This window comes from Pannonibacter sp. (assembly GCF_051860505.1).
In the GTDB taxonomy this organism is placed as follows: domain Bacteria; phylum Pseudomonadota; class Alphaproteobacteria; order Rhizobiales; family Stappiaceae; genus Pannonibacter.
This window is the reverse complement of the sequence record NZ_JBHYDX010000011.1, coordinates 56156-75965: the sequence shown is the minus strand read 5'-3', so window position 1 is coordinate 75965 and position 19810 is coordinate 56156. Positions and strand designations below refer to the sequence as shown.

The window sequence follows — 19810 nt, the reverse complement described above, 5'->3', positions numbered from 1 at the left end:
GTTTTTGAACATGAGCATCATGATCAAGACGGTCCGCGCCCTTGCCGCCGCCGTCGTCCTCGCGGTTACCGCTCCGGCATTCGCTGCCGGTCCGGGACCGACTATCGAACGCCAGCAATGGTCCTTCTCGGGCCCGTTCGGCACCTTTGACCGGGCTCAGTTGCAGCGCGGTTTCAAGGTCTACAAGGAAGTCTGTGCGTCGTGCCATGGCCTCCGACAGGTTGCTTTCCGCAACCTGTCGCAGGAGGGCGGTCCGTCCTTCACCGAGGAACAGGCCAAGGTCATCGCTGCCGAATACACCGTCGTCGACGGTCCGAATGATGACGGCGACATGTATGACCGTCCGGCCATCCTCGCCGACAAGTGGCCCTCGCCGTTCCCGAACGAGCAGGCGGCACGTGCATCCAACGGCGGCGCCTATCCGCCGGACTTCTCGTTGCTCGCCAAGGCCCGCGCCGTTCAGCGCGGTTTCCCTTGGTTCGTGTTTGACATTTTCACTCAGTACAACGCTCAAGGTCCCGATTATCTCTATGCCCTGTTGACTGGGTATGAGGAAGACGTCCCTGAAGGCGTGGTCATCAACGCGGGTCAGTACTACAATCCGAAGTTCATCTCGGGCAACGCCATCGGTATGGCGCCTCCGCTGTCCGACGAACTGGTGGAATACACCGACGGCACGCCGATGACCGTGGACCAGTATTCCCGCGACGTTGCCGCCTTCATGATGTGGGCTGCCGAGCCGAAGCTGGAAGAGCGCAAGGCCATGGGCTTCCGCGTGATCGTCTTCCTTCTGGTCTTCGCTTCGCTGCTTTACTTCACCAAGAAGAAGCTCTGGCGCAACGTCGCTCACTGAGGGCGCTGCGTTCTGCGATCTCATCAAGGCCGCCGTGGCAGCACGGCGGCCTTTTTGTATTCGGGCAGCGTCGTCATTCCAGACAGGTCATCGTGAGCCGCTCCTGTGTATGTCTGGCCGGAGAAGTCATTTCTTCGTCGCTCCTGCCTTCGCAGGAGCGACGATGGGTGGGTGGACGGGCTGATCCCCAATGGCCCTGATGCGAGATCCTACTCTTGCGCTGGACGCGCCACGCCATAAGCCGGCTGTCTTCCTTGTGTCAGGCAGCCACACTAGTCTGCAGGAATCAGCCGGCTTAAAGGGGACGCAGCATGACAGAATCGGTACTAGGTATCATCGGCGGGTCGGGCATTTACGATCTTCCCGGCCTTGAAGGCGCCGAATGGGTCCATGTCGACAGCCCCTGGGGGCCGCCATCGGACGACCTGCGCGTCGGCCACATCGACGGGCTGAAAGTGGTCTTTCTGCCGCGCCACGGCCGCGGACACGTCCATGCCCCGTCCGACATCAACTACCGCGCGAACATCGATGCCATGAAGCGCTGCGGCGTCACCGATCTGGTGTCCGTCTCCGCCTGTGGTTCGCTCAAGGAGGAGCTTGCGCCCGGCACTTTCGTGCTGGTGGAGCAGTTCATCGACCGCACCTTCGCCCGGCCGAAATCCTTCTTTAGCGCCGGCTGCGTTGCCCATGTGTCGATGGCCTATCCGGTCAGCCCGCGGCTTGTCGATCATATCGAAGCGGCCGCCCGGGGCGAGGACCTCAAGTACCGGCGCGGCGGCACCTATCTGGCGATGGAAGGCCCGCAGTTCTCCTCGCTGGCCGAGAGCCATCTCTATCGCGCCTGGGGCTGCGATGTCATCGGCATGACCAACATGCCTGAGGCCAAGCTCGCCCGGGAAGCCGAGATCTGCTACGCCACCGTTGCCATGGTGACGGATTATGACAGCTGGCATCCCGACCATGGTGAGGTCGACATCCAGTCGATCATTCAGGTGCTGCATGACAATGCGCACAATGCCCAGCGGCTGGTTGCCCGTCTGGCGCGCGATCTGCCGCGCAGCCATGAGCCATGCCCGATCGGCTCCGACCGGGCGCTTGATCACGCCATCATGACAGCTCCAGACAAGCGCGATCCGGCGCTGATGACGAAGCTTGCGGCGATCACAGCGCGCGTGTTGGGGTACTGATAGCAGACTTCGATGACCGTGGCGCATCAAGGTCCGGTCGAGCCTTGGCGGTGCTTCAGCCTTGGAACCAGTGGCTTCAGCGCTGCTGCATCGCCAGCCGCAGGCCGAGGCCGACAAAGATCGCGCCGAGGCCCCGGTCCATCCACATGGCCAGGCGCGGGCTCTGCCGCAGATGGCTGGTCAGCCGTTCGCCGACAAGCACCAGCGGCGGTTCGATGCAGGCGGCGATCAGCACCACAAGAAAGCCGTGCAGGAACAGCTGCGCCCCGATGGGGCCAGCGCCGGGCACAACGAACTGCGGCAGGAAGGCAAGGAAGAACATCCCGACCTTCGGGTTGAGCAGCGACACGATCACGCCCTGGCGGTAGATCGCCAGCACCTTGTGCTCGTCCATCGCCTTGCCGGCCAGCAGCACGCTGCCCTTCGAGCGCAGCGCCTGGATGCCGAGCCAGATCAGATAGGCAGCTCCCGCCCATTTGACGATGGAGAAAGCCACTGCCGAGGCCGCCAGAATGGCGGACAGACCGGCTGCGGCCATCAGCACGTGACCAAAGGCCCCGGTCCAGATCCCGAACATCGCTGCAAAACCGGCCTTTCGCCCGCCGGCTGCGGTCTGCGCCAGGATGAAGGCAAAGTCCGGCCCCGGCGACAGGTTGAGCAGAAGGGCTGCAGTGAAGAACGTGGTCCAGTGCAGCAGGGAATAGTCGAACATCGGCAAGGTCCGGAACAGGGGGCGAGGGAGCATGGGCAGAGCGGCAAGCGCGGGACGGTGCCTGTGCCCACGCGAGTTTTTGCTGCTTGCCTGCAGCACTCCTGTATAACCGGCAAAAGAGCCGGCCAACAGGGCGGCAGGTGAAGCTTTTTCAGGTGGACGGCAAACCATGGACATGCCCAGCGTTTCGGACGAACTCATCGACGCGATCCGTACGATTCCCGATTATCCCAAGCCGGGGATCCTGTTCCGCGACATCACGACGTTGCTCGGCAACGCCCGCGCCTTCCGCCGGGCGGTGGATGCGTTGGTCCAGCCCTGGGCGGGTTCCAAGGTCGAGCAGATCGCGGGGATCGAAGCGCGCGGGTTCATCCTTGGCGGCGCCGTGGCGCATCAGTTGTCGGCCGGCTTCGTGCCGATCCGCAAGAAGGGCAAGCTGCCGCACGAGACCGTGCGCATTGCCTATTCGCTCGAGTATGGCATTGACGAGATGGAGATGCACAAGGATGCCATCCGCCCCGGTGACCGGGTGATCGTGGTTGATGATCTCATCGCCACTGGCGGCACTGCGGAGGCGGCCTGCAAGCTTTTGCGCGGGCAGGGGGCCGAGATCGTCGCTGCCTGTTTCATTGTCGACCTGCCGGATCTGGGCGGGCGGGCGAAGCTGGAAGCCCTTGGCGTGCCCGTACGCACACTGGCCGCCTTCCCGGGACACTGACCGTGGCGGACACGGGCCCGCTTCCACCGCGTTTCGATGCCCGTTTCCGGGCCGAGTTCGAGCTGCTCCTGCGCTGGCGCCGGGATGTGCGGCGGTTCCGCACGGATCCGCTGGAAGATGGGCTGCTGGACGAGATCCTGCGTCTGGCGGACCTCTCGCCTTCGGTTGGCAACAGCCAGCCCTGGCGCCTCGTGCTGGTCGAAAGCGCGGCGGCCCGCGCGGCCGTGGCCGCCAGCTTCGAACAGGAGAATGCAAGGGCGGCGGAAAGCTACGACACGGAGCGGGCGGCGCTCTATGCCCGGCTCAAGCTTGCGGGCTTGAAAGAGGCTCCGGTCCATGTTGCGGTCTTCTGCGATCCGGATCCGGTACAGGGGCAAGGTCTTGGCCGGGCGACCATGCCCGCGACGCTCGCCCATTCCGTTGCCGGCATGGTGCAGGCGCTGTGGCTTGCGGCTCGCATGCTCGGCGTCGGTGTCGGCTGGGTGTCGATCCTCGACCCGCAGGCCGTGCAGGGCGCCCTCGATGTTCCGCCAAACTGGCAGCTTGTCGCCTACCTCTGCCTCGGGTATCCGATAGAGGAACATAGTGATCCGGAGCTGGAGCGGGAGGGCTGGCAGGCCCGCACGCCGCTTTCGTCCCGCCTTCTCAGCCGATAGGACCCACCGATGCCCATCCTCATTCGCGCTATCGAGGACACTGATCGTCCGGCCGTCACGCAACTCCTGACGGAGCGCTGGACGTCACCGGACATCCTGATCGAAGGCGAAATGATCGACGCCTCGGCCTTGCCCGGCTTTCTTGCCGAGGACGGCGATGAACTGGTCGGCCTCGTCACGCTGATCAAGCGCGACACCGAGTGGGAGATCCTGACGCTGGATTCGCTGAGCCGCTGGGGCGGCACGGGAACGCAGCTGCTGGACGCGGTGGTGCAGGACGCCCGCCGACAGCGCATCACCCGCCTGATGGTCCGCACGTCCAACGACAACCTCGACGCCTTCCGCTTCTATCAGCGGCGTGGGTTCCGCCTCGAGCGCATCGTCCCCGGCGTGATTGATGCCGAACGTCTCCTGAAGCCCGAGATCCCGATCATGGGCGAATACGGCATCCCCCTGCACGACGAAGTCGTCCTTGGCCGCGAGATTTGAAGCAGGGTCACCTTTTCCTATCAGAGGGTTGCCCCAAACTCTGAATCATCCCCGCCCCGTGCGGGGATCCATCCGGTCGCCGATCAGGCGGAACGCTTGCGGATGCTGCTCCCCTGCAAGGCAGATCCCCGCACAAGGCGGGGATGACCGAAGTGTGTGTGGCGGCCTAGAGGACGTGACGCGTTGCCGTCAGCTGGCACATGCAACCTCGTGTCAGCCCGCCACGGGCCGCTTCGGGATATAGACCCGGCTGTCGAAGCGGAACACCAGGTCGCCGTGCTGGTTGATCCCCTCGTTGACGCCAAGGATGACGCCCCACTCGGGCCGGCCCGTCGTCTCGATCTTGCCCGTCACCGTGCTGGAATATGTGATCGTGTCTCCGGCATAGACCGGCTTCAGCCACTTGAGGTTTTCAAACCCGGGGGAGGGACCGCGCGGCACGGGTGTCTCGCCGCGCTGGCGTGCCTCCTCGTCCAATCGCTGCTGCGTCGTCACCAGCAGCTTCATGAACACCGCGCCGGTGTGCCAGCCTGAGGCGCAGAGCCGGCCGAAATGCGTCCGCGCCGCGCCCTCTTCCGAGAGATGAAACGGCTGCGGATCAAAATCGCGGGCAAAACGGATGATGTCCTCGGCGGTGAACAGATGGCTGCCAAGCGCCAGCGTGTCGCCGATTGCCATGTCGTCGAACCAGGCACTCATGCGGGCATCTCCCGGCAGGCGAAGAGGATCGGGTTTTCCAGCGTCATCACCGTCTCGCCGCGCTGATTGGAGACGACAAAGCGGAAGCCGACGACCCCGAGGCCGGGCCTGGAGCGCAAGGGCCGGCTGGTCAGAACTTCCGCCGTCGCGCTCAACGTGTCTCCGGGATAGACTGGCCGTCGCCACATCAGCTTGTCGATCCCTGGCGCGCCCTGGCCCGCCGCCTGGCCCAGCAATCCGTCCACCAGCAGCCGCATGAAGATCGCTGCCGAGTGCCAGCCGGACGCTGCCAGACCGCCCAGCAGGGAAGCCTTGCCGGCTTCCTCGCTGAGGTGAAACGGCTGCGGATCAAACTCGGAGGCGAAGGCGATGATCTCGTCCCGCGACACGCTTCGGCTGCCCAGCTCGATGATCGCGCCGGGCGTGAAGTCTTCAAAATGGCGAATTATGCTCATGCGATCCTCTATAGCGCGGCATCATCGGCAGGGCCATACGCCGAAGGATGAGCAGGGCCTGGGCCAGGGCCAGCGGTAGGCCAGTCAGGCGTTGCCGATCAGCACGCCGGCAGCGAACACCAGCGATCCCCCCAGAACCACCTGCAGGGCAGCCCGCCAGAAGGGCGTATCCATGTAATGGTTCTGGATCCAGGCAATCGCCCACAGTTCGATGAACACCACAGCGGTTGCGAGGCTGGTTGCGGTCCAGAAATCCGGGATCAGGTAGGGCAGGGCATGGCCGAGCCCGCCGATGGTCGTCATGATGCCGGAGGCAAGGCCACGCTTCAGCGGCGAGCCGCGTCCGGACAGCACGCCGTCATCATGAGCGGCTTCCGTGAAGCCCATCGAGATGCCGGCACCAACCGATGCGGAGAGGCCGACGAGAAAGGTCTGCCAGGTGTCCTGCGTCGCGAAGGCGGCAGCAAAGATCGGCGCAAGGGTGGAGACCGATCCATCCATCAGCCCGGCCAGGCCCGGCTGCACATATGTGAGAATGAACTGCCGCCGTTCGACCTTGTCCTCTTCCTCGCGCACATCCTGCGGCGTCAGCGCCTCGCCAAGTGCCACCGCCTTTTTCTCATGTCCCCGCTCGGCCATGGCCAGATCGCCGAGCAGCTTGCGCGTGGCGGCATCCTGGGTGCGCTTGGCGGCCTCCTCATAGAAGCGCGCCGCCTGCAGTTCCATCTCCTCCGCCATTGCCCGCACCTTGTCGAGGCCGAGCGGGCGCACCAGCCAGTCCGGCTTGCGGGTGTAGTAGCCGCGCACATGTTCGCGCCGGATCAGCGGGATGGTCTCGCCGAAGCGGCGCTGGAACAGATCGATCAACCGTTGCCGGTGCTGGCTTTCCTCCTCGGCCATGGCGTCGAACACGGCGGCGGAGGCCGGATAGGTATCGCGCAGCCCGTCGGCATAGGCCCTGTAGATCCGGCCATCATCCTCTTCCGAGGAAATGGCCAGCGCCAGGATTTCGGCCTCGTTCAGCGAGGAAAAGTCGCGGCGGCCATTTGACAGAAACCGGGAAAGCATCGGTCGCATCCGATCAGGAAAAACAAGGAAGACTGCAGTCAATCTAAACCGCAAGATATGTCAAAACCACCCATGCTACGCCCGGTGCGTCAAAGTGAGTAAGCGATATGACTTTCCAGTCCCCTGCGGATCTGACCCGCGCCAGAACCTACGAACGGCGCTTCGCCCGTGTCATCGAGCATGTGCACACCCATCTCGACGAGCCGCTCGACCTCGACCGGCTTGCCGATATCGCGGCTCTGTCGCGGTGGCATTGGCACAGGGTGTGGCAGGCTGTCTTCGGTGAGAGCGTTGTGGCCATGGTCCGTCGCATGCGCCTGCACCGGGCAGCGTCGGCATTGGCCTTTGGTGAAACGGATCTCGAGAAGCTCGCGTTGCAGGCGGGCTATGGCAGCCTGGCCGCTTTCAGCCGCGCGTTTCGCCAGTCTTACGGTCTGCCGCCGGCAACCTACCGCCAGGAGGGGTCGCATCGCCGCTTTGACAAGGACTGGACCCCACCGGCCCCTTCAGGGTCGGACACCACAGGAGCGTATCCGATGCAAGACATCATCATTCGCCACGAGCCGCAGCGCCTTTTCGCCAGCATTCCCCATACCGGCCCCTATATCGAAATCGACCGCGCCTTCGAACATCTGATCGGCAGTCTCGCCAGCCGCGGCCTGATGGACAAGGCCGGGCAAATGTTCGGCTTCTACTACAGCGATCCATCCGTCGTGCCGGAACCAGATCTGCACTCGAAGGCGACCATGGAACTCACGGAGGAAATCGCCTTCGAGGCTCCGTTACAGCGGCTTGAGATGCCTGCGCGCCGCTATGCCGTGTTGCGGCACAAGGGACCTTATGCCGACATGAGGGCCGCGTATGACTGGCTCTACGGCACCTGGCTGCCGGCGTCCGGCGAGGAATTGGCGGATGCTCCGGTGATGGAAGTCTACATCAGCAACCCGCGCGACACGGCTCCTGCCGATATTCTCACCGATATCTGCCTGCCACTGAAAGGATAGCGCTTTGTCGCAGCCTTGAAGCTCCCCTCCCCCTCGTGGGGAGGGGTTGGGGGTGGGGGGAGCTGCCTTATATCCACGTTCCTGACCAGGCTGACTACGGACTCTTTGTGAACTGATTGCCGCCGGTGCCCCCCACCCCTCACCCCTCCCCACGAGGGGGAGGGGGACTGAGAGACCTCGACAGCCGTCTGCCCACCTAAGCAATAGCCTCGCTCAGACCACCTCAACAACAAGCGGATCGAAGCCCTCGATCCGCGCCTCCATCCGGTCGCCTCGGGCAATCGGTCCAACGCCGGCCGGGGTGCCGGTCAGGATCACGTCACCGGCGGCGAGCGTGAAATACTCTGACAGATAGGCGATCATTTCCGGCACCTTCCAGATCATCTGGTTCAGGTCGCCGCTCTGGCGCGGGCTGCCGTTGACATAGAGCGTGATGTCGCCCGCGCTCGGATGACCAATGCGCGCCGCTGGAGCGATCGGGCCGATGGGCGCCGAATACTCGAAGGCCTTGGCCGTGTCCCAGGGCCGGCCAAGATCCTTGGCTTCCGCCTGCAGGTCGCGCCGGGTCATGTCGAGCGCGACTGCGTAGCCATAGACATGGGTCAGCGCGTCGGCCACCGCGATGTTGCTGCCGCCGGACTTCAGCGCCACGGCCAGTTCCACCTCGTGATGCACATCCGCCGTCTTGCCCGGATAGGGAAAGCTGCTCGACGGATTGAGGTTGTCCGGGTTCTTCTGGAAGAAGAACGGCGGTTCCTTGCTGGGGTCGTGCCCCATCTCCACCGCATGGGCGGCATAGTTTCGGCCGATGCAATAGACCCGCCGCACCGGAAACAGCCCGGCCTCACCCTCGACGGGGAGGGCAGGAACCTTCGGAACGTCGATCACAAAGCTGGTCATGGTGTGCTCCGGCAACAGGTTGAGGGGACTTGATATCCTCGCATCGCATAGCGCATCTGCTGTTGGTCTGCCAAGCCTGGCTGTCGTTTCGCGGTGTATCTGTTCGCGATCGACCATATCCGGAACTTTTCAGGAGACTTTCAACCTTGACAGGGCGTCCTGTTGGCTATGAGCTAAGTCATCCTTTGTCTTTTTCCGGGACGTTTGATGAAGACCTACGATATTTCATCTCGATTTGTAATCGATCAATCGAAAGATCAGACTTTCAATCCTGGCTTCGACCTCGATCTAACCTGGATCGATTCTGCGGACCTGAATGGTGACGGTTTCGACGAGCTGATTGTTGCAGGTCACAACTCCACGGCGAATGCCGCGCGGAGCGGTGCGGTCTACCGGGTTGACAGCAATGGCGCCGTGTCGCTGGCGACGGACATCATTTCTCTGGCCGAATTTCCGGATACGGTCTGGCCACGCTGGATGCTGTTCGACGACTACAACGGTGATGGCGTCAACGACGTCTTCATCGCCGCGCATGGCTGGGATTACGCCCCGTTTCCGGGGGAGCCGAATGTTCTCCTCCTGTCAAATGGCAAGGGCGGACTGACCAGCGCACCGGTGCCCTTTATTCCGACGGAGTTCAGCCACTCTGCCGCCAGCGGCGATATTGATGGCGACGGCGATCTCGACATCTATGTTGGCAATGTCGGCGGACAAAATGTGCCGCCTTATTTAATGATCAACGATGGCAAGGGCGGCTTTTCGCTCGACCGGTCGCGTCTTCCCACCAGTGTCGTTGCCTCCGACGGTCGCGAGCCGTGGAAGGCCGACTGGTTTGACAGTGTGTGCTTTGTGGACGTGAACGGCGACAAGGCCGTGGACATGATCCTCGGCAAGTTCGAAACCTATGGCGGCGATCCCAGTGCGCCCGGCGCCAGCACCCTGACGTCGCGGGTCTATCTCAACAATGGCCAGGGCACGTATTCGGATTCAGCGCGGCTGGACTTGCCACATCCGAAAACCAATGGCCTGCTGGCGACCGCCTATGACATCGATGCGCTCGATCTTGATGGGGATGGCGATCAGGATCTGATTGTCACTTATACGCCTTCCCGTGATGTGCGGGGTTGGGAGTTGCAGGTCCTGATCAATGACGGCTCCGGTCACTTCTCCGACCAGACCGCCTCGCATTTCCGGCCCGGGGAAGCGGAACAATCCGGTGTCGGCTACTTTCTGTCCTTTCTCGACCTGCTCGATGTCAACAATGACGGTTTCGTGGATCTGGTTGCCGACTACATCGGGACCGAAACGCCCACTACCGCGCCGGCCTTCTGGCTCAATGACGGGACGGGCAAGTTTGCGGCGATCCTTAACTCCGAACTGTATCCGGCGAATTATCAGTTTCTTGCCGGACGACAAGTGGCCGTCACGACGACCGACGGGGTCGAGTTCATCACGCCTTTCCTCTTCAATGGCAACTTCATCAACACGCCGCTGAACCTCAAGGGACCGGTTTCCACCGGCCCCTATGGCACCAACGCGGCGGATCAGGGCGCCGCCGGTTTCAACGAGCTTTACTATCTCAACCAGAACGCCGACGCAGCGGCCGCTGTGGCGAGCGGTGCCTATGCGACTGGACTGGCGCATTATCTGGCTGTGGGCCAGCAGGCCGGCCGGTTTGGCATGGCCAATGGTGCGCAGGTTTCAGGGACGGATGGGGCCGACAACTGGACAAGCGCGCTCGGCAACAGCGTCATCCGCCTTCTGGGCGGCGATGATCGCCTCATCGCCAGCGCCGGCAACGAGATCATTGAAGGCGGCGCGGGTAATGACACCATTGATGGCGGGGCCGGGTTTGATGTTGCGTTGCTGAAGATCTCTAGGGCGGAGGCCACCGTCAGCGTCACCGGCACAACGACGAAGACGACCACCGTGATCTCCGCCGCGCTTGGCACGGATACCTACGAGAACATTGAACGGATCACCTTCAACGACGCCATTCTGGCCTTTGATCTCACTGGATCGGCCGGCCAGACCTTCCGTCTGTATCGGGCGGCCTTCAACCGGGAGCCGGATCAGGTTGGGCTGTCGCACAACGTCAAGATCATGGACAAGGGCTTCTCGATCTTCGACATGGCCAATGCCTTCATTGCCTCGGCCGAGTTCCAGCAGACCTACGGTTCCAACATCGACAACACCACGTTCCTGACGCTGCTCTACCGCAACGTCCTCGACCGTGCGCCGGATACGGCCGGTCTCAATGGCTGGCTTTCACAGCTCGACAGCGGCCAGACCGATCGCCAGCATGTGCTGTTCGGCTTCTCGGAAAGCGCGGAAAACAAGACTGCGACTGCGGCTTTGACCGACAACGGCATCTGGCTGATCTGATCCCGGCCCCGGCCCTTTAAACAACAAAAGCCCCGCGCAGTGTGCGGGGCTCAGTTTTTTGGCCAACCTCGACCAATCCAGAGTCATCCGGCCAAGCGAAGCGCCGAGCCGGGACCGGAGAGCCGAGGTATAAATATTTCAATGAGTAAAAGCTGGAAAGACCGTGACTCTCCGGTCCCGGGTCTCCGCTTCGCTGCGCCCGGGATGACGATGAAGTGGTTGCCGGCAGTCTAAGCCCCGCGCAACGCGCGGGGCTTTCCGGATCGCTTCCTGAACCGGTTGCCGGTCAGGTGTTGAACTTGAACAGCAGCACGTCGCCGTCCTTGACGACATATTCCTTGCCTTCGTCGCGTGCCTTGCCGGCTTCCTTGGCGCCGACTTCGCCGTTGAGGCTGACGTAGTCGTCAAAGGCGATCGTCTGGGCGCGGATGAAGCCGCGCTCGAAGTCCGAATGGATCACGCCGGCCGCCTGCGGCGCCTTGGTGCCGCGCGTGATGGTCCAGGCGCGGGTTTCCTTCGGGCCTGCGGTGAAATAGGTGATGAGACCCAGGAGGTCGTAGCCGGCGCGGATCAGCCGGTCGAGGCCCGGTTCCTCGATCCCGAGCGTCTCCAGGAACTCCGCCTGCTCGTCATTGCCGAGCTGCGAGATTTCCGCCTCGATGGCGGCCGAGATCACGACCGAGCCCGCGCCCTGCGCCTTGGCCATTTCGGCGACCTTGGCCGATAGTTCGTTGCCCGTTCCCGCCGAGGCTTCCTCGACGTTGCACACGTAAAGCACCGGCTTGGAGGTCAGGAGGTTGAGACCCTGCAGGATCTTCTCTTCCTCGGCATCGGCCAGCTTCAACGTGCGAACCGGCTTGCCTTCCTGCAGCAGCGCCAGCGCGGCTTCCATGATCGGGGCAATCGCCTTGGCGTCCTTGTCGCCGACCTGGGCCTTCTTCTTCATCGGCGCAAGTCGGCGCTCCAGGCTCTCCATGTCGGAGACCATCAGTTCCGTCTCGACGGTCTCGGCGTCGGAGATCGGATCGATCTTGCCCTCGACGTGGGTGATGTCGTCATCGACGAAGCAGCGCAGCACGTGAACGATGGCGTCCACTTCGCGGATGTTGGCCAGGAACTGGTTGCCGAGGCCTTCGCCCTTCGACGCGCCACGCACGAGGCCGGCGATGTCGACGAAGGTGATGCGCGTCGGGATCAGTTCCTTGCTGCCGGCGATCTTGGCGATCGCGGCCATGCGCGGATCCGGCACGGCGACTTCACCGGTGTTCGGTTCGATGGTGCAGAACGGATAGTTGGCAGCCTGCGCGGCAGCCGTTCTGGTGAGCGCGTTGAAGAGCGTGGACTTGCCGACATTGGGCAGCCCGACGATGCCGCACTGGAAACCCATGGGAGATCGCTTTCGGTTGGATCGAAGAGTTGCCGCTTCTTGCCCGAGGGGGCACGGAACGTCAAGCTTTGCGGGGTGTTTGTCGTTCGACTGCGCTTGCACAAGGCCTTGGATCGGTGCTGCGCAAAAACAACAAGCCCCGCGCGAGGCGGGGCTTGTGGACAAAAGCAGCTCGGTTGCCCGTGGCTTGTCATCGCCGTTTGAGCAACCTGCCTAGCAAGCTAGGTCTTAAAGCCCGAAGACCGGGATACGCACTTAAGATAAGTCACACTTGAGCTTTCAGCAAGTCCCGCAGCCCGAGGCCGTGTATCACACCAATGCGTACAGCATGCAGATCTTCTTGACTGGCCATGGGCGTTGCCCATTTGCGCCGCCCGATCTTGAACCCGTCGAGACGTTGGCGCGACACGTTCATGACCATGTCGCACTTCGCCCAAACGGCCAGCGTGTCGTCCTCCAGTGGATGATAGTTCTTCGACAGCTGAACGACAAACGGAAGGTTATGTCTTGGAGCGGTCGTGCTGAGCGGGACGAGAGTCACGATCTCGCTTCTGTTTGGCAGCTTTGGCGACAGAATGATCACGGGTCGGTGTTTGATCATCTCCGGAGGTTGAAAGCCGGAAAAGTCGCAGATGAGAATTTGCCCGGCCGGCGGGAAAAACCCTATCGCCATGATGCTCGCAAGGAGCGGGCTGCGTGTGCCAATCAGTCCTCGTTGTCTCGCCTCACCACCGAACGGGCCACCCAAGAGGGGAAGAATGTTCAACGCAGAATAGTGCACATGGGTTTCTGCCTGCAACTCCGTTCAGTCCTGACCTTTGCCCAAAAGCTTCTTCAGCATTTCAGCCATCGGGCCGCTGGTGGGCATCTGCGGGCCCTTGGGCTGGCGGGCCTGGCGGATGTGGCTCTGGCCTTTCGGGGCGGTGCGTGGTGGCATGTCGGCCTGCGGCGGCAGGGATGCTGACGGTTCGACTGGTGCCGCCACCTTGTCGGCCTTCTCCGTCTTTGCTGCCTTTTCTGGGCGGCGCGCCTTTTCCGGCTCCAGCAGCAGGGTCAGCTTGTTGGCGAACTTGCTGTCCTCGCCGCGCGCCAGCATGCCGGCGTTGTCGGCAATTCCGCTGAGCAGCGGCTCGATCCACTCGGCATCCACCTTGGCGAAATCGCCGAGCACGTAGTTGGAGACGAGCTTCTTGTCGCCCGGGTGGCCGATGCCGAGGCGCAGGCGCCGATAGGCATCGCCAATATGCGCCGTGATGGAGCGCAGGCCGTTGTGGCCGCCGTGGCCGCCGCCGGTCTTCATGCGGAATTTCGCCGCCGGAAGGTCCAACTCGTCATAGAGCACGACGATGTCCTTCGGCTCCAGCTTGTAGAAGCGCATCGCCTCGCCAACCGCCCGACCGCTCTCGTTCATGTAGGTCATCGGCTTCAGCAGCATGACCTTGGTGCCCTCGAGGCTGCCTTCGCTCACTTCGCCCTGGAAGCGGCTGCGCCAGGGGGCAAAGCCGGAATGGCGGCGGTGGATCTCGTCCACGGCCATGAACCCGATGTTGTGGCGGTTGCGGGCATATTGCCCGCCGGGATTGCCGAGGCCGACGATGATCTGCATGGCGCGTCCGTTCCACGTCTGCCGGCAGTGCGGCAGGTTTTCAGTCCGTGCCCGCTTACAGGAGGAGCAGGCTCATGTCGAGCCGCACCCGACGCCTGAAGCTGAAACGGCGATGGGGCGGCCACAGTGGCCGCCCCAACCGGAATGCCTTGTTCAGGCGGTTACATTTTCAGCCGGCCTTGCCGGAGAGGTCGTCGCGGATGCGGGCACGTTCCCCGGCAACATGGCGGATCACATCGAGACTGCCGGTTTCGTGCTTTTCGGCGAGAAACTCGCTCATCCGGCTGTCCAGTTCCGTGAGCCGTTCAGTCCGGCGGCTGTGCGGTTTGCGCGTGCCGATGCCGCGCATGGCGAACCAGAAGGGAACGAGACTGGCGTGGCTCATGCGCTGACCACCCCGCCGCGCTGGGCCGGCTTGCGGAAAAATTCACGCTCCAGCTTGAGGACTTCTTCCTTCAGCCGCAGCCGCAGTTTCTTCAGCATGGTCAGGCGCAGGCTGTCAGCGTGTGGCCGGCGGCTTTCCCGTTCGATCTTGGCGTCGAGGATGGCGTGGCGGACGCGCAGGGCAACCAGTTTGCGATGCATGGCGGATCTCCTTTCGTTGGCCTTGCCTCCAGGAGATGGCATCGGAGTGGTGATTGTTGAAATACATAGACTGTATCGCCGCGATAGTTATTATCTATCGCATGCCGTATCGTCCAACCCATCGCCAGCTTGAGTATCTTGTCGCCGTTGCCGAGCTTGGCCATTTCGGCGCGGCGGCGCGGGCCTGTCACGTGTCCCAGCCGACCCTGTCCGCCCAGTTGAAACTGCTGGAAGACCGGCTTGGCGTCGTGCTGATTGATCGCGGCGCGGCGCCCGTGCAACCGACACCAGCCGGGCATGCCCTGCTGCCGCTGGCCCGCAGCGTGCTGCAGACGCTGGACGAGATGGTCCGGCTTGCCGGCGATGCCGATACGGGACTTGGTGGCCTGATCCGACTTGGCGTTGCGCCCACGGTCGGGCCGTATCTTCTGCCCTCGGTGCTGGAATATCTCCAGGAAGAAGTGCCCGCGCTTGAGCTCTATATCCGCGAGGAGCGGCCGGCCCAGCTGGAGCCGGCGGTGCGGGAAGGGGCTCTGGACTGTGCCCTGACCCCTTTGCCGCTGCGCGACGAACGCCTGGTTCACGAGACCATCTGCGAGGAAAAGATCTATCTCGGCCTGCCGGGCCGTCACCGCCTGGTTGAGGCTGCCGATATTCCCGTGGCTGCGCTGGACGGCGAGCGCATGCTGACCCTCGGCCGCGGCCATCGCCTGTATGATCAGGTCCAGGCGCTGTGCAGCGTCTCGGGCGCCGTCATGGGGGAGGACTACGAGGGCACCAGTCTCGATGCCTTGCGCCAGATGGTCTCCATCGGCATGGGGCTGTCGCTGTTTCCGGCGGCCTATATCGCCTCCGAATTCGGCAAGGAGCGCAAGGTGGTATTGCGACAGGTGTCCGACTGGCCGATGCAGCGCCGCATCGTTCTCGCCTGGCGTTCCGGCTCCCCCCGCCAGCTGCATTTCCAGCGCCTCGCCATCCTCGCGCGGTTGGCGCTTGCCGGTGGGGCCGTGGAGGGCATCAGCCCGTCGACAGCCTGACTGCGATGCTCTTCAGGGCAGTCCAGCCAACAAAAAAAGGGGCGCGAAAATCGCGCCCCCTGAGCTTGATGACAAACCTCGACCCCACCGCCGTCATCCCGGCCAAGCGTAGCGCCGAGCCGGGACCGGAGAGCCGATGCCTCTATATTTCAATGAGTTAACACCGGAGAGACCTTGGCTCTCCGGTCCCGGATCTTCGCTTCGCTGCGTCCGGGATGACCATAGAGGGTTTGTCAGCAGTCTGAAGGGGCGCGATAATCGCGCCCCTTTCGAAGGAATGCCTGCGGGCAAATCAGCCGGCGGCTTCTTCGGTCAGACCGCCAGCCGGAGCGACGATCGTTGCGATGGTGAAGTCGCGGTCGGTGATGGTCGGCTGGCAGCCGTCCGGCAGCTTCACGGCCGAGATGTGGATCGAGTCGCCGACCTTGGACTTGGCCAGGTCAACTTCGAGGAACTCGGGGATTGCCAGCGCCGGGACGATCAGCTCGACCGTGTGACGGACGATGTTCAGAACGCCGCCCTGCTTGAGGCCCGGAGAGGTTTCCTGGTTCAGGAAGTGGACCGGGATCTCGATGGTCAGGCGGTCATTGGCGGACACGCGCAGGAAGTCGACGTGAACGACCTTGTCGCTGACCGGATGTAACTGATAATCCTTGGCGATGACCTGGTGCTTGACGCCGTCAACTTCAACGGTCGCGATGTGGGTCAGGAACCCGCCCTTGTGCAGGGCCAGCGAGGTTTCCTTGACCGGGATGGAAATCGGCAGTGCCGGCTGCTTGTCACCATAGATGACAGCGGGAATGAGACCTTCGCGACGCAGTGCACGAGCGGCCCCCTTGCCCACCCGGTTCCGTACCGATGCCTTCAGCTCAAAGCCGGTGGCCATGGGTAGTACTCCTTCGGATGCAAAAACAGGCCGGCGGCATCCCGTGCCTTTCGGCGCGGAAACCGGAATCGGCCCCTTGGCGCCGCCTCCAGGGGTGCGGGCGCGAGCCGGCTTATACGCGAACCTGCCGAAAAGGGCAACGGTTCACCGATCACATGTCCAGCTTCAGAGCCTTCGCCATAGCTTGCCCGTTTGGCGGACGGCAAGGCAGGTCCGGATTGGCCCAGGATCGCCACAAACCTTGAGCCGCACGTGTGGGCAGATGGATTAAGTTACCCGTTCTGGCCCCTGTAAAAATTTACAATCTAATGTATAAAATTGAAGGGTCGAAATATATTCTTAGATTCCTCAACGGAATTCGACTTGTTCTGAAAATTGTTAATCAATCTCGCTATTATGGCTGTGTCCAGATCAATGGGGGACTTTGCCATGAAACGCATGCTCGCAATTGTGTCGCTTAGTGTGTTGATGTCTGCTTCCGCCTTCGCCAATGAATTCACGAATGAACTGACGGCTCTGGCGAAAGGCCCAATTGCGGAGATCGTTCAGGCGCCTGAAGTCGTCGCGGCGATCAAGGCGCAGAACGCGGAAACCGCAGCCTTTGACCAGGCGAAGATCGACGAGTTGGACAAGACCTGGCGCGCGGAAGTCGAGGCCAGTGATCAGCCGATGATCGACAAGGTTCTGGACAATGCGCTGTCCGCCTATCTTCTCGCGGCTCAAGAGGCCAGCGGTGGCACATACACCGAAATTTTCGTGATGGACGCCAAAGGGCTGAACGTCGGCCAGAGCGAGGTCACTTCGGATTACTGGCAGGGCGACGAGGCCAAGTGGCAGCAGACGTTCCTGGTCGGGCCCGGTGCCGTGCATATCAGCGATCTCGAGAAGGATGAGTCCACCCAGATGCTCCAGTCGCAGGTGAGCGTCTCCATTGTCGACCCGGCAACGAATGAGGTAATTGGCGCGGTCACTTTCGGGGTCAACGTCGACAAGCTCTGAGAGACCTGGATCACCCATCGATCCGGTCTCATCGTGCAAACCGTCCAGCGGGAATAGCCATGCGTATTTCGGTCAAGTTGCCTCTCGTGATGATCGGCACGAGCATGCTGTGCGTCCTCGTGGTTGCTATTGCCAGTTATCTGGTCGCATCCACGATCATTCGCGGACAAGGCGATGAACGGTTGATGGCCCTTGCAGACAGTCACGCGGATGCGGTTGCGGATCACTATGCTGAAATGCGGGCGTCATTGGTTGCCAGTGCGGGCGGGGTCACCGTTCGCACTGCCTTGGCCGAGTTTGCGTCCGGTTGGGAAAAATATGGCGAGGCTCCGGCTGCTGCCATCGTCGAAACCTACATCACGCGCAATCCGGAGCCAGCCGAGACGCGGGACGCTTTCGACAAGTCGGGCCGCAAACCTTACGAAAAAGTCCACAAGACATATCACGCCCTTCTGCGTGACCAGATGCAGGATAGTGGCCTTTCGGACATTCTCCTGGTTTCCCGGGACGGGAACGTCCTCTACAGCGTTCGCAAGCAGGCCAACCTCGCGCTCAACGTGACCGATCCTGCGATTGCAGCAACGCCATTCGGCGAGGTTGCCAATGCGGCCCTGAACGGTGATGCATTGCAGGTTTTCGCGTCCGATTTCGCCCCCGATCCTGTGCTGGACAACCGTCCGGAAGCCTATCTGGCGACCCCTGTTGTCGTCGGATCCAAGGTTATGGGTGCCCTGGTGTTTGGCGCGCCGAAAGCAGGGCTGGACCGGGTTCTGGGTGGTGTTTCGGGACTGGGCGAAACGGGCAACAAATTTCTTCTCGATGAAGCCGGGCTTATCCAGAACGACAGTCCGCGCACGGCTGAAAATGATCGTCTGGCATCGCAGTTCGTGACGGCGGGCTATGTGCCGGGCAAGCCGGATCTGTTGCGGCTTGGTGAGTTCGTGGCCGCTGACGGCAAGGCGTACAGTGTCGCAACGGCACGTTTCGAGGTTGGCAACCGCCCCTATGCAGTTGTGATCACGCAGGCTGTAGGCGAGGTCCTGGCTCCCTTGCAGGCGCTGCGAAACTGGATCATCCCGATCGCCCTTGCTTGCGGTTTGATCGTCGGCATCCTGTCCTATCTGTTTTCGCGTCAGCTATGCAGCCGGCTCAATGGCCTTGCCAAGGCAATGACGCTTCTGGCGAAGGGCGACAACGACGCCCCGCTGCCCGCAATGCGTGATGTCGATGAAATCGATGCCATGGGGCAGGCCGTTCTTGTGTTTCGCGATACGGCGCGCGAACGGCTGCGGCTGCAATTGGAGCAGCAGCAGGTCCAGGTCGACCGCGAACAGAAGGTCGCGGCCATGCAGCAGCTTATCGCCGATTTTCGCGATGAGATGGGCCGGGTGCTCGATCAGGTCGGGGCAACCGGCAACAAGATGCAGGCGCTGGCGCAGAACCTGACACAGATTTCCGGCGAAACCACCGACGGCGCCAATGCCGCTTCCGGCGTCTCGTCCGATGCGTCTTCGAATGTCGAAACCGTTGCCGCTGCGGCCGAGGAACTCTCCGCATCGATCTCCGAGATTTCACGCCAGGTGGCCGAGGTGACCGGGATGATGGGCTCAGCCCTGGAAGACGCGCTGTCAACCAATGACCGGATTGGCGAGCTCGCGGCTGCGGCCGGGCGGATTGGGGACGTGGTCGGCTTCATCACCTCCATTGCCCATCAAACCAACCTGCTGGCCCTCAATGCGACGATCGAGGCCGCCCGGGCCGGCGAGGCCGGACGGGGCTTTGCCGTTGTCGCAGCGGAGGTGAAGGATCTGGCCACCCAGACAAGCCGCGCGACGGAAGAGATCAGTGCCCAGATCGCCGGCATCCAGAATGCGACGCAGGAAGCTGTGCAGGCTATCGGGCGCATCACCGACGCGATGTCGACGGTCAATGGCTACACCAGCGCCATTGCCGATGGCGTTCAGCAGCAGGGCAGCGCGACCACGGAGATCTCAGTCAGCGTTCGCGATGCAGCGCGCGGGACCAGTCACGTCGCCGTTCTCATGGGCGAGATTTCCGGGAAGGCCGGCACGACAAGTGAAACGGCGGGCGATGTGCTCTCAGTGGCGCAGGAGGTGAATGCCAGCGCCGGCCTGTTACGCCAGCGCGTCGATACCTTCCTGGCCCGTGTCGCGGTCAATTGAG

Annotated in this window: 21 protein-coding genes; 10 read left to right on the top strand and 11 right to left on the bottom strand. The window is 62.6% G+C overall.

Annotated elements, in window-relative coordinates; genetic code table 11:
• Positions 1-10 precede the first annotated feature (10 nt).
• Both ACTIFE_RS09745 and ACTIFE_RS09740 read left to right on the top strand, forming a co-directional pair.
• The gene (locus ACTIFE_RS09745) at positions 11-853 is read left to right on the top strand and encodes a cytochrome c1 (RefSeq protein WP_439528960.1); all 843 of its coding nucleotides are present in this window, start codon (positions 11-13) and stop codon (positions 851-853) included.
• Positions 854-1164: 311 nt separating this feature from the next.
• Positions 1165-2040 (top strand): S-methyl-5'-thioadenosine phosphorylase, encoded by an 876-nt coding sequence (locus ACTIFE_RS09740; protein ID WP_439528959.1) that lies wholly within the window; start codon positions 1165-1167, stop codon positions 2038-2040.
• Between the two features lie 76 nt (positions 2041-2116).
• Here ACTIFE_RS09740 and ACTIFE_RS09735 read toward each other — a convergent pair whose 3' ends face one another.
• Entirely contained in the window at positions 2117-2752 is a 636-nt protein-coding gene (locus ACTIFE_RS09735; RefSeq protein WP_439528958.1) for a LysE family translocator, read from the bottom strand.
• A gap of 175 nt (positions 2753-2927) precedes the next feature.
• Here ACTIFE_RS09735 and ACTIFE_RS09730 point away from each other — a divergent pair, with 175 nt between their 5' ends.
• From ACTIFE_RS09730 to ACTIFE_RS09720, 3 genes are read left to right on the top strand one after another with little or no spacing between them, the layout of a single operon-like run.
• On the top strand, positions 2928-3470 hold the full coding sequence (locus ACTIFE_RS09730) for an adenine phosphoribosyltransferase (RefSeq protein ID WP_439529010.1): 543 nt from the start codon (positions 2928-2930) through the stop codon (positions 3468-3470).
• A 2-nt stretch (positions 3471-3472) separates the two neighbouring features.
• On the top strand, positions 3473-4126 hold the full coding sequence (bluB, locus tag ACTIFE_RS09725) for a 5,6-dimethylbenzimidazole synthase (protein ID WP_439528957.1): 654 nt from the start codon (positions 3473-3475) through the stop codon (positions 4124-4126).
• 9 nt (positions 4127-4135) lie between these two features.
• Complete coding sequence (locus tag ACTIFE_RS09720) at positions 4136-4615, top strand: GNAT family N-acetyltransferase (protein ID WP_439528956.1); 480 nt, start codon at positions 4136-4138, stop codon at positions 4613-4615.
• 213 nt (positions 4616-4828) lie between these two features.
• Here the strand turns inward: ACTIFE_RS09720 and ACTIFE_RS09715 are convergent, their stop codons facing one another.
• The 3 genes from ACTIFE_RS09715 to mbfA all read right to left on the bottom strand — a co-directional run bounded on the left by ACTIFE_RS09715 (position 4829) and on the right by mbfA (position 6837).
• Positions 4829-5314: a MaoC family dehydratase gene (locus tag ACTIFE_RS09715; protein ID WP_439528955.1), complete on the bottom strand. Its 486-nt coding sequence runs from the start codon at positions 5312-5314 to the stop codon at positions 4829-4831.
• Complete coding sequence (locus ACTIFE_RS09710; protein ID WP_439528954.1) at positions 5311-5769, bottom strand: MaoC family dehydratase; 459 nt, start codon at positions 5767-5769, stop codon at positions 5311-5313. Before ACTIFE_RS09710 ends, ACTIFE_RS09715 begins: the two co-directional genes overlap by 4 nt.
• Positions 5770-5853: 84 nt before the next feature.
• On the bottom strand, positions 5854-6837 hold the full coding sequence (gene mbfA / locus ACTIFE_RS09705) for an iron exporter MbfA (protein WP_439528953.1): 984 nt from the start codon (positions 6835-6837) through the stop codon (positions 5854-5856).
• Between the two features lie 107 nt (positions 6838-6944).
• Between mbfA and ACTIFE_RS09700 the strand changes: the two genes are divergently transcribed.
• Entirely contained in the window at positions 6945-7841 is an 897-nt protein-coding gene (locus tag ACTIFE_RS09700) for an AraC family transcriptional regulator (protein ID WP_439528952.1), read from the top strand.
• A gap of 213 nt (positions 7842-8054) precedes the next feature.
• Here ACTIFE_RS09700 and ACTIFE_RS09695 read toward each other — a convergent pair whose 3' ends face one another.
• Positions 8055-8741 (bottom strand): fumarylacetoacetate hydrolase family protein, encoded by a 687-nt coding sequence (locus ACTIFE_RS09695; protein WP_439528951.1) that lies wholly within the window; start codon positions 8739-8741, stop codon positions 8055-8057.
• A 207-nt stretch (positions 8742-8948) separates the two neighbouring features.
• Between ACTIFE_RS09695 and ACTIFE_RS09690 the strand changes: the two genes are divergently transcribed.
• Positions 8949-11126 (top strand): DUF4214 domain-containing protein, encoded by a 2178-nt coding sequence (locus tag ACTIFE_RS09690; protein WP_439528950.1) that lies wholly within the window; start codon positions 8949-8951, stop codon positions 11124-11126.
• A 286-nt stretch (positions 11127-11412) separates the two neighbouring features.
• Here ACTIFE_RS09690 and ychF read toward each other — a convergent pair whose 3' ends face one another.
• The 5 genes from ychF to ACTIFE_RS09665 all read right to left on the bottom strand — a co-directional run bounded on the left by ychF (position 11413) and on the right by ACTIFE_RS09665 (position 14704).
• Positions 11413-12513: a redox-regulated ATPase YchF gene (gene ychF / locus ACTIFE_RS09685; protein ID WP_106754277.1), complete on the bottom strand. Its 1101-nt coding sequence runs from the start codon at positions 12511-12513 to the stop codon at positions 11413-11415.
• A 265-nt stretch (positions 12514-12778) separates the two neighbouring features.
• Positions 12779-13312, bottom strand: coding sequence for a type II toxin-antitoxin system PemK/MazF family toxin (locus ACTIFE_RS09680; RefSeq protein ID WP_439528949.1), 534 nt, complete (start codon positions 13310-13312; stop codon positions 12779-12781).
• A 6-nt stretch (positions 13313-13318) separates the two neighbouring features.
• Positions 13319-14119: an aminoacyl-tRNA hydrolase gene (gene pth, locus ACTIFE_RS09675; protein WP_439528948.1), complete on the bottom strand. Its 801-nt coding sequence runs from the start codon at positions 14117-14119 to the stop codon at positions 13319-13321.
• Positions 14120-14288: 169 nt separating this feature from the next.
• Positions 14289-14504 (bottom strand): hypothetical protein, encoded by a 216-nt coding sequence (locus ACTIFE_RS09670; protein ID WP_439528947.1) that lies wholly within the window; start codon positions 14502-14504, stop codon positions 14289-14291.
• Complete coding sequence (locus tag ACTIFE_RS09665; RefSeq protein ID WP_439528946.1) at positions 14501-14704, bottom strand: YdcH family protein; 204 nt, start codon at positions 14702-14704, stop codon at positions 14501-14503. Before ACTIFE_RS09665 ends, ACTIFE_RS09670 begins: the two co-directional genes overlap by 4 nt.
• 53 nt (positions 14705-14757) lie before the next feature.
• On the opposite strand from ACTIFE_RS09665, the gene ACTIFE_RS09660 reads away from it, so the two are divergent.
• On the top strand, positions 14758-15741 hold the full coding sequence (locus ACTIFE_RS09660) for a hydrogen peroxide-inducible genes activator (protein ID WP_439528945.1): 984 nt from the start codon (positions 14758-14760) through the stop codon (positions 15739-15741).
• Positions 15742-16033: 292 nt separating this feature from the next.
• Here the strand turns inward: ACTIFE_RS09660 and ACTIFE_RS09655 are convergent, their stop codons facing one another.
• On the bottom strand, positions 16034-16627 hold the full coding sequence (locus ACTIFE_RS09655) for a 50S ribosomal protein L25/general stress protein Ctc (RefSeq protein ID WP_439528944.1): 594 nt from the start codon (positions 16625-16627) through the stop codon (positions 16034-16036).
• A 429-nt stretch (positions 16628-17056) separates the two neighbouring features.
• Between ACTIFE_RS09655 and ACTIFE_RS09650 the strand changes: the two genes are divergently transcribed.
• Complete coding sequence (locus ACTIFE_RS09650; protein ID WP_439528943.1) at positions 17057-17626, top strand: hypothetical protein; 570 nt, start codon at positions 17057-17059, stop codon at positions 17624-17626.
• Positions 17627-17685: 59 nt separating this feature from the next.
• Positions 17686-19809, top strand: a complete 2124-nt coding sequence (locus tag ACTIFE_RS09645) for a methyl-accepting chemotaxis protein (protein ID WP_439528942.1) — start codon at positions 17686-17688, stop codon at positions 19807-19809.
• The last annotated feature ends 1 nt before the right edge of the window (position 19810 follow it).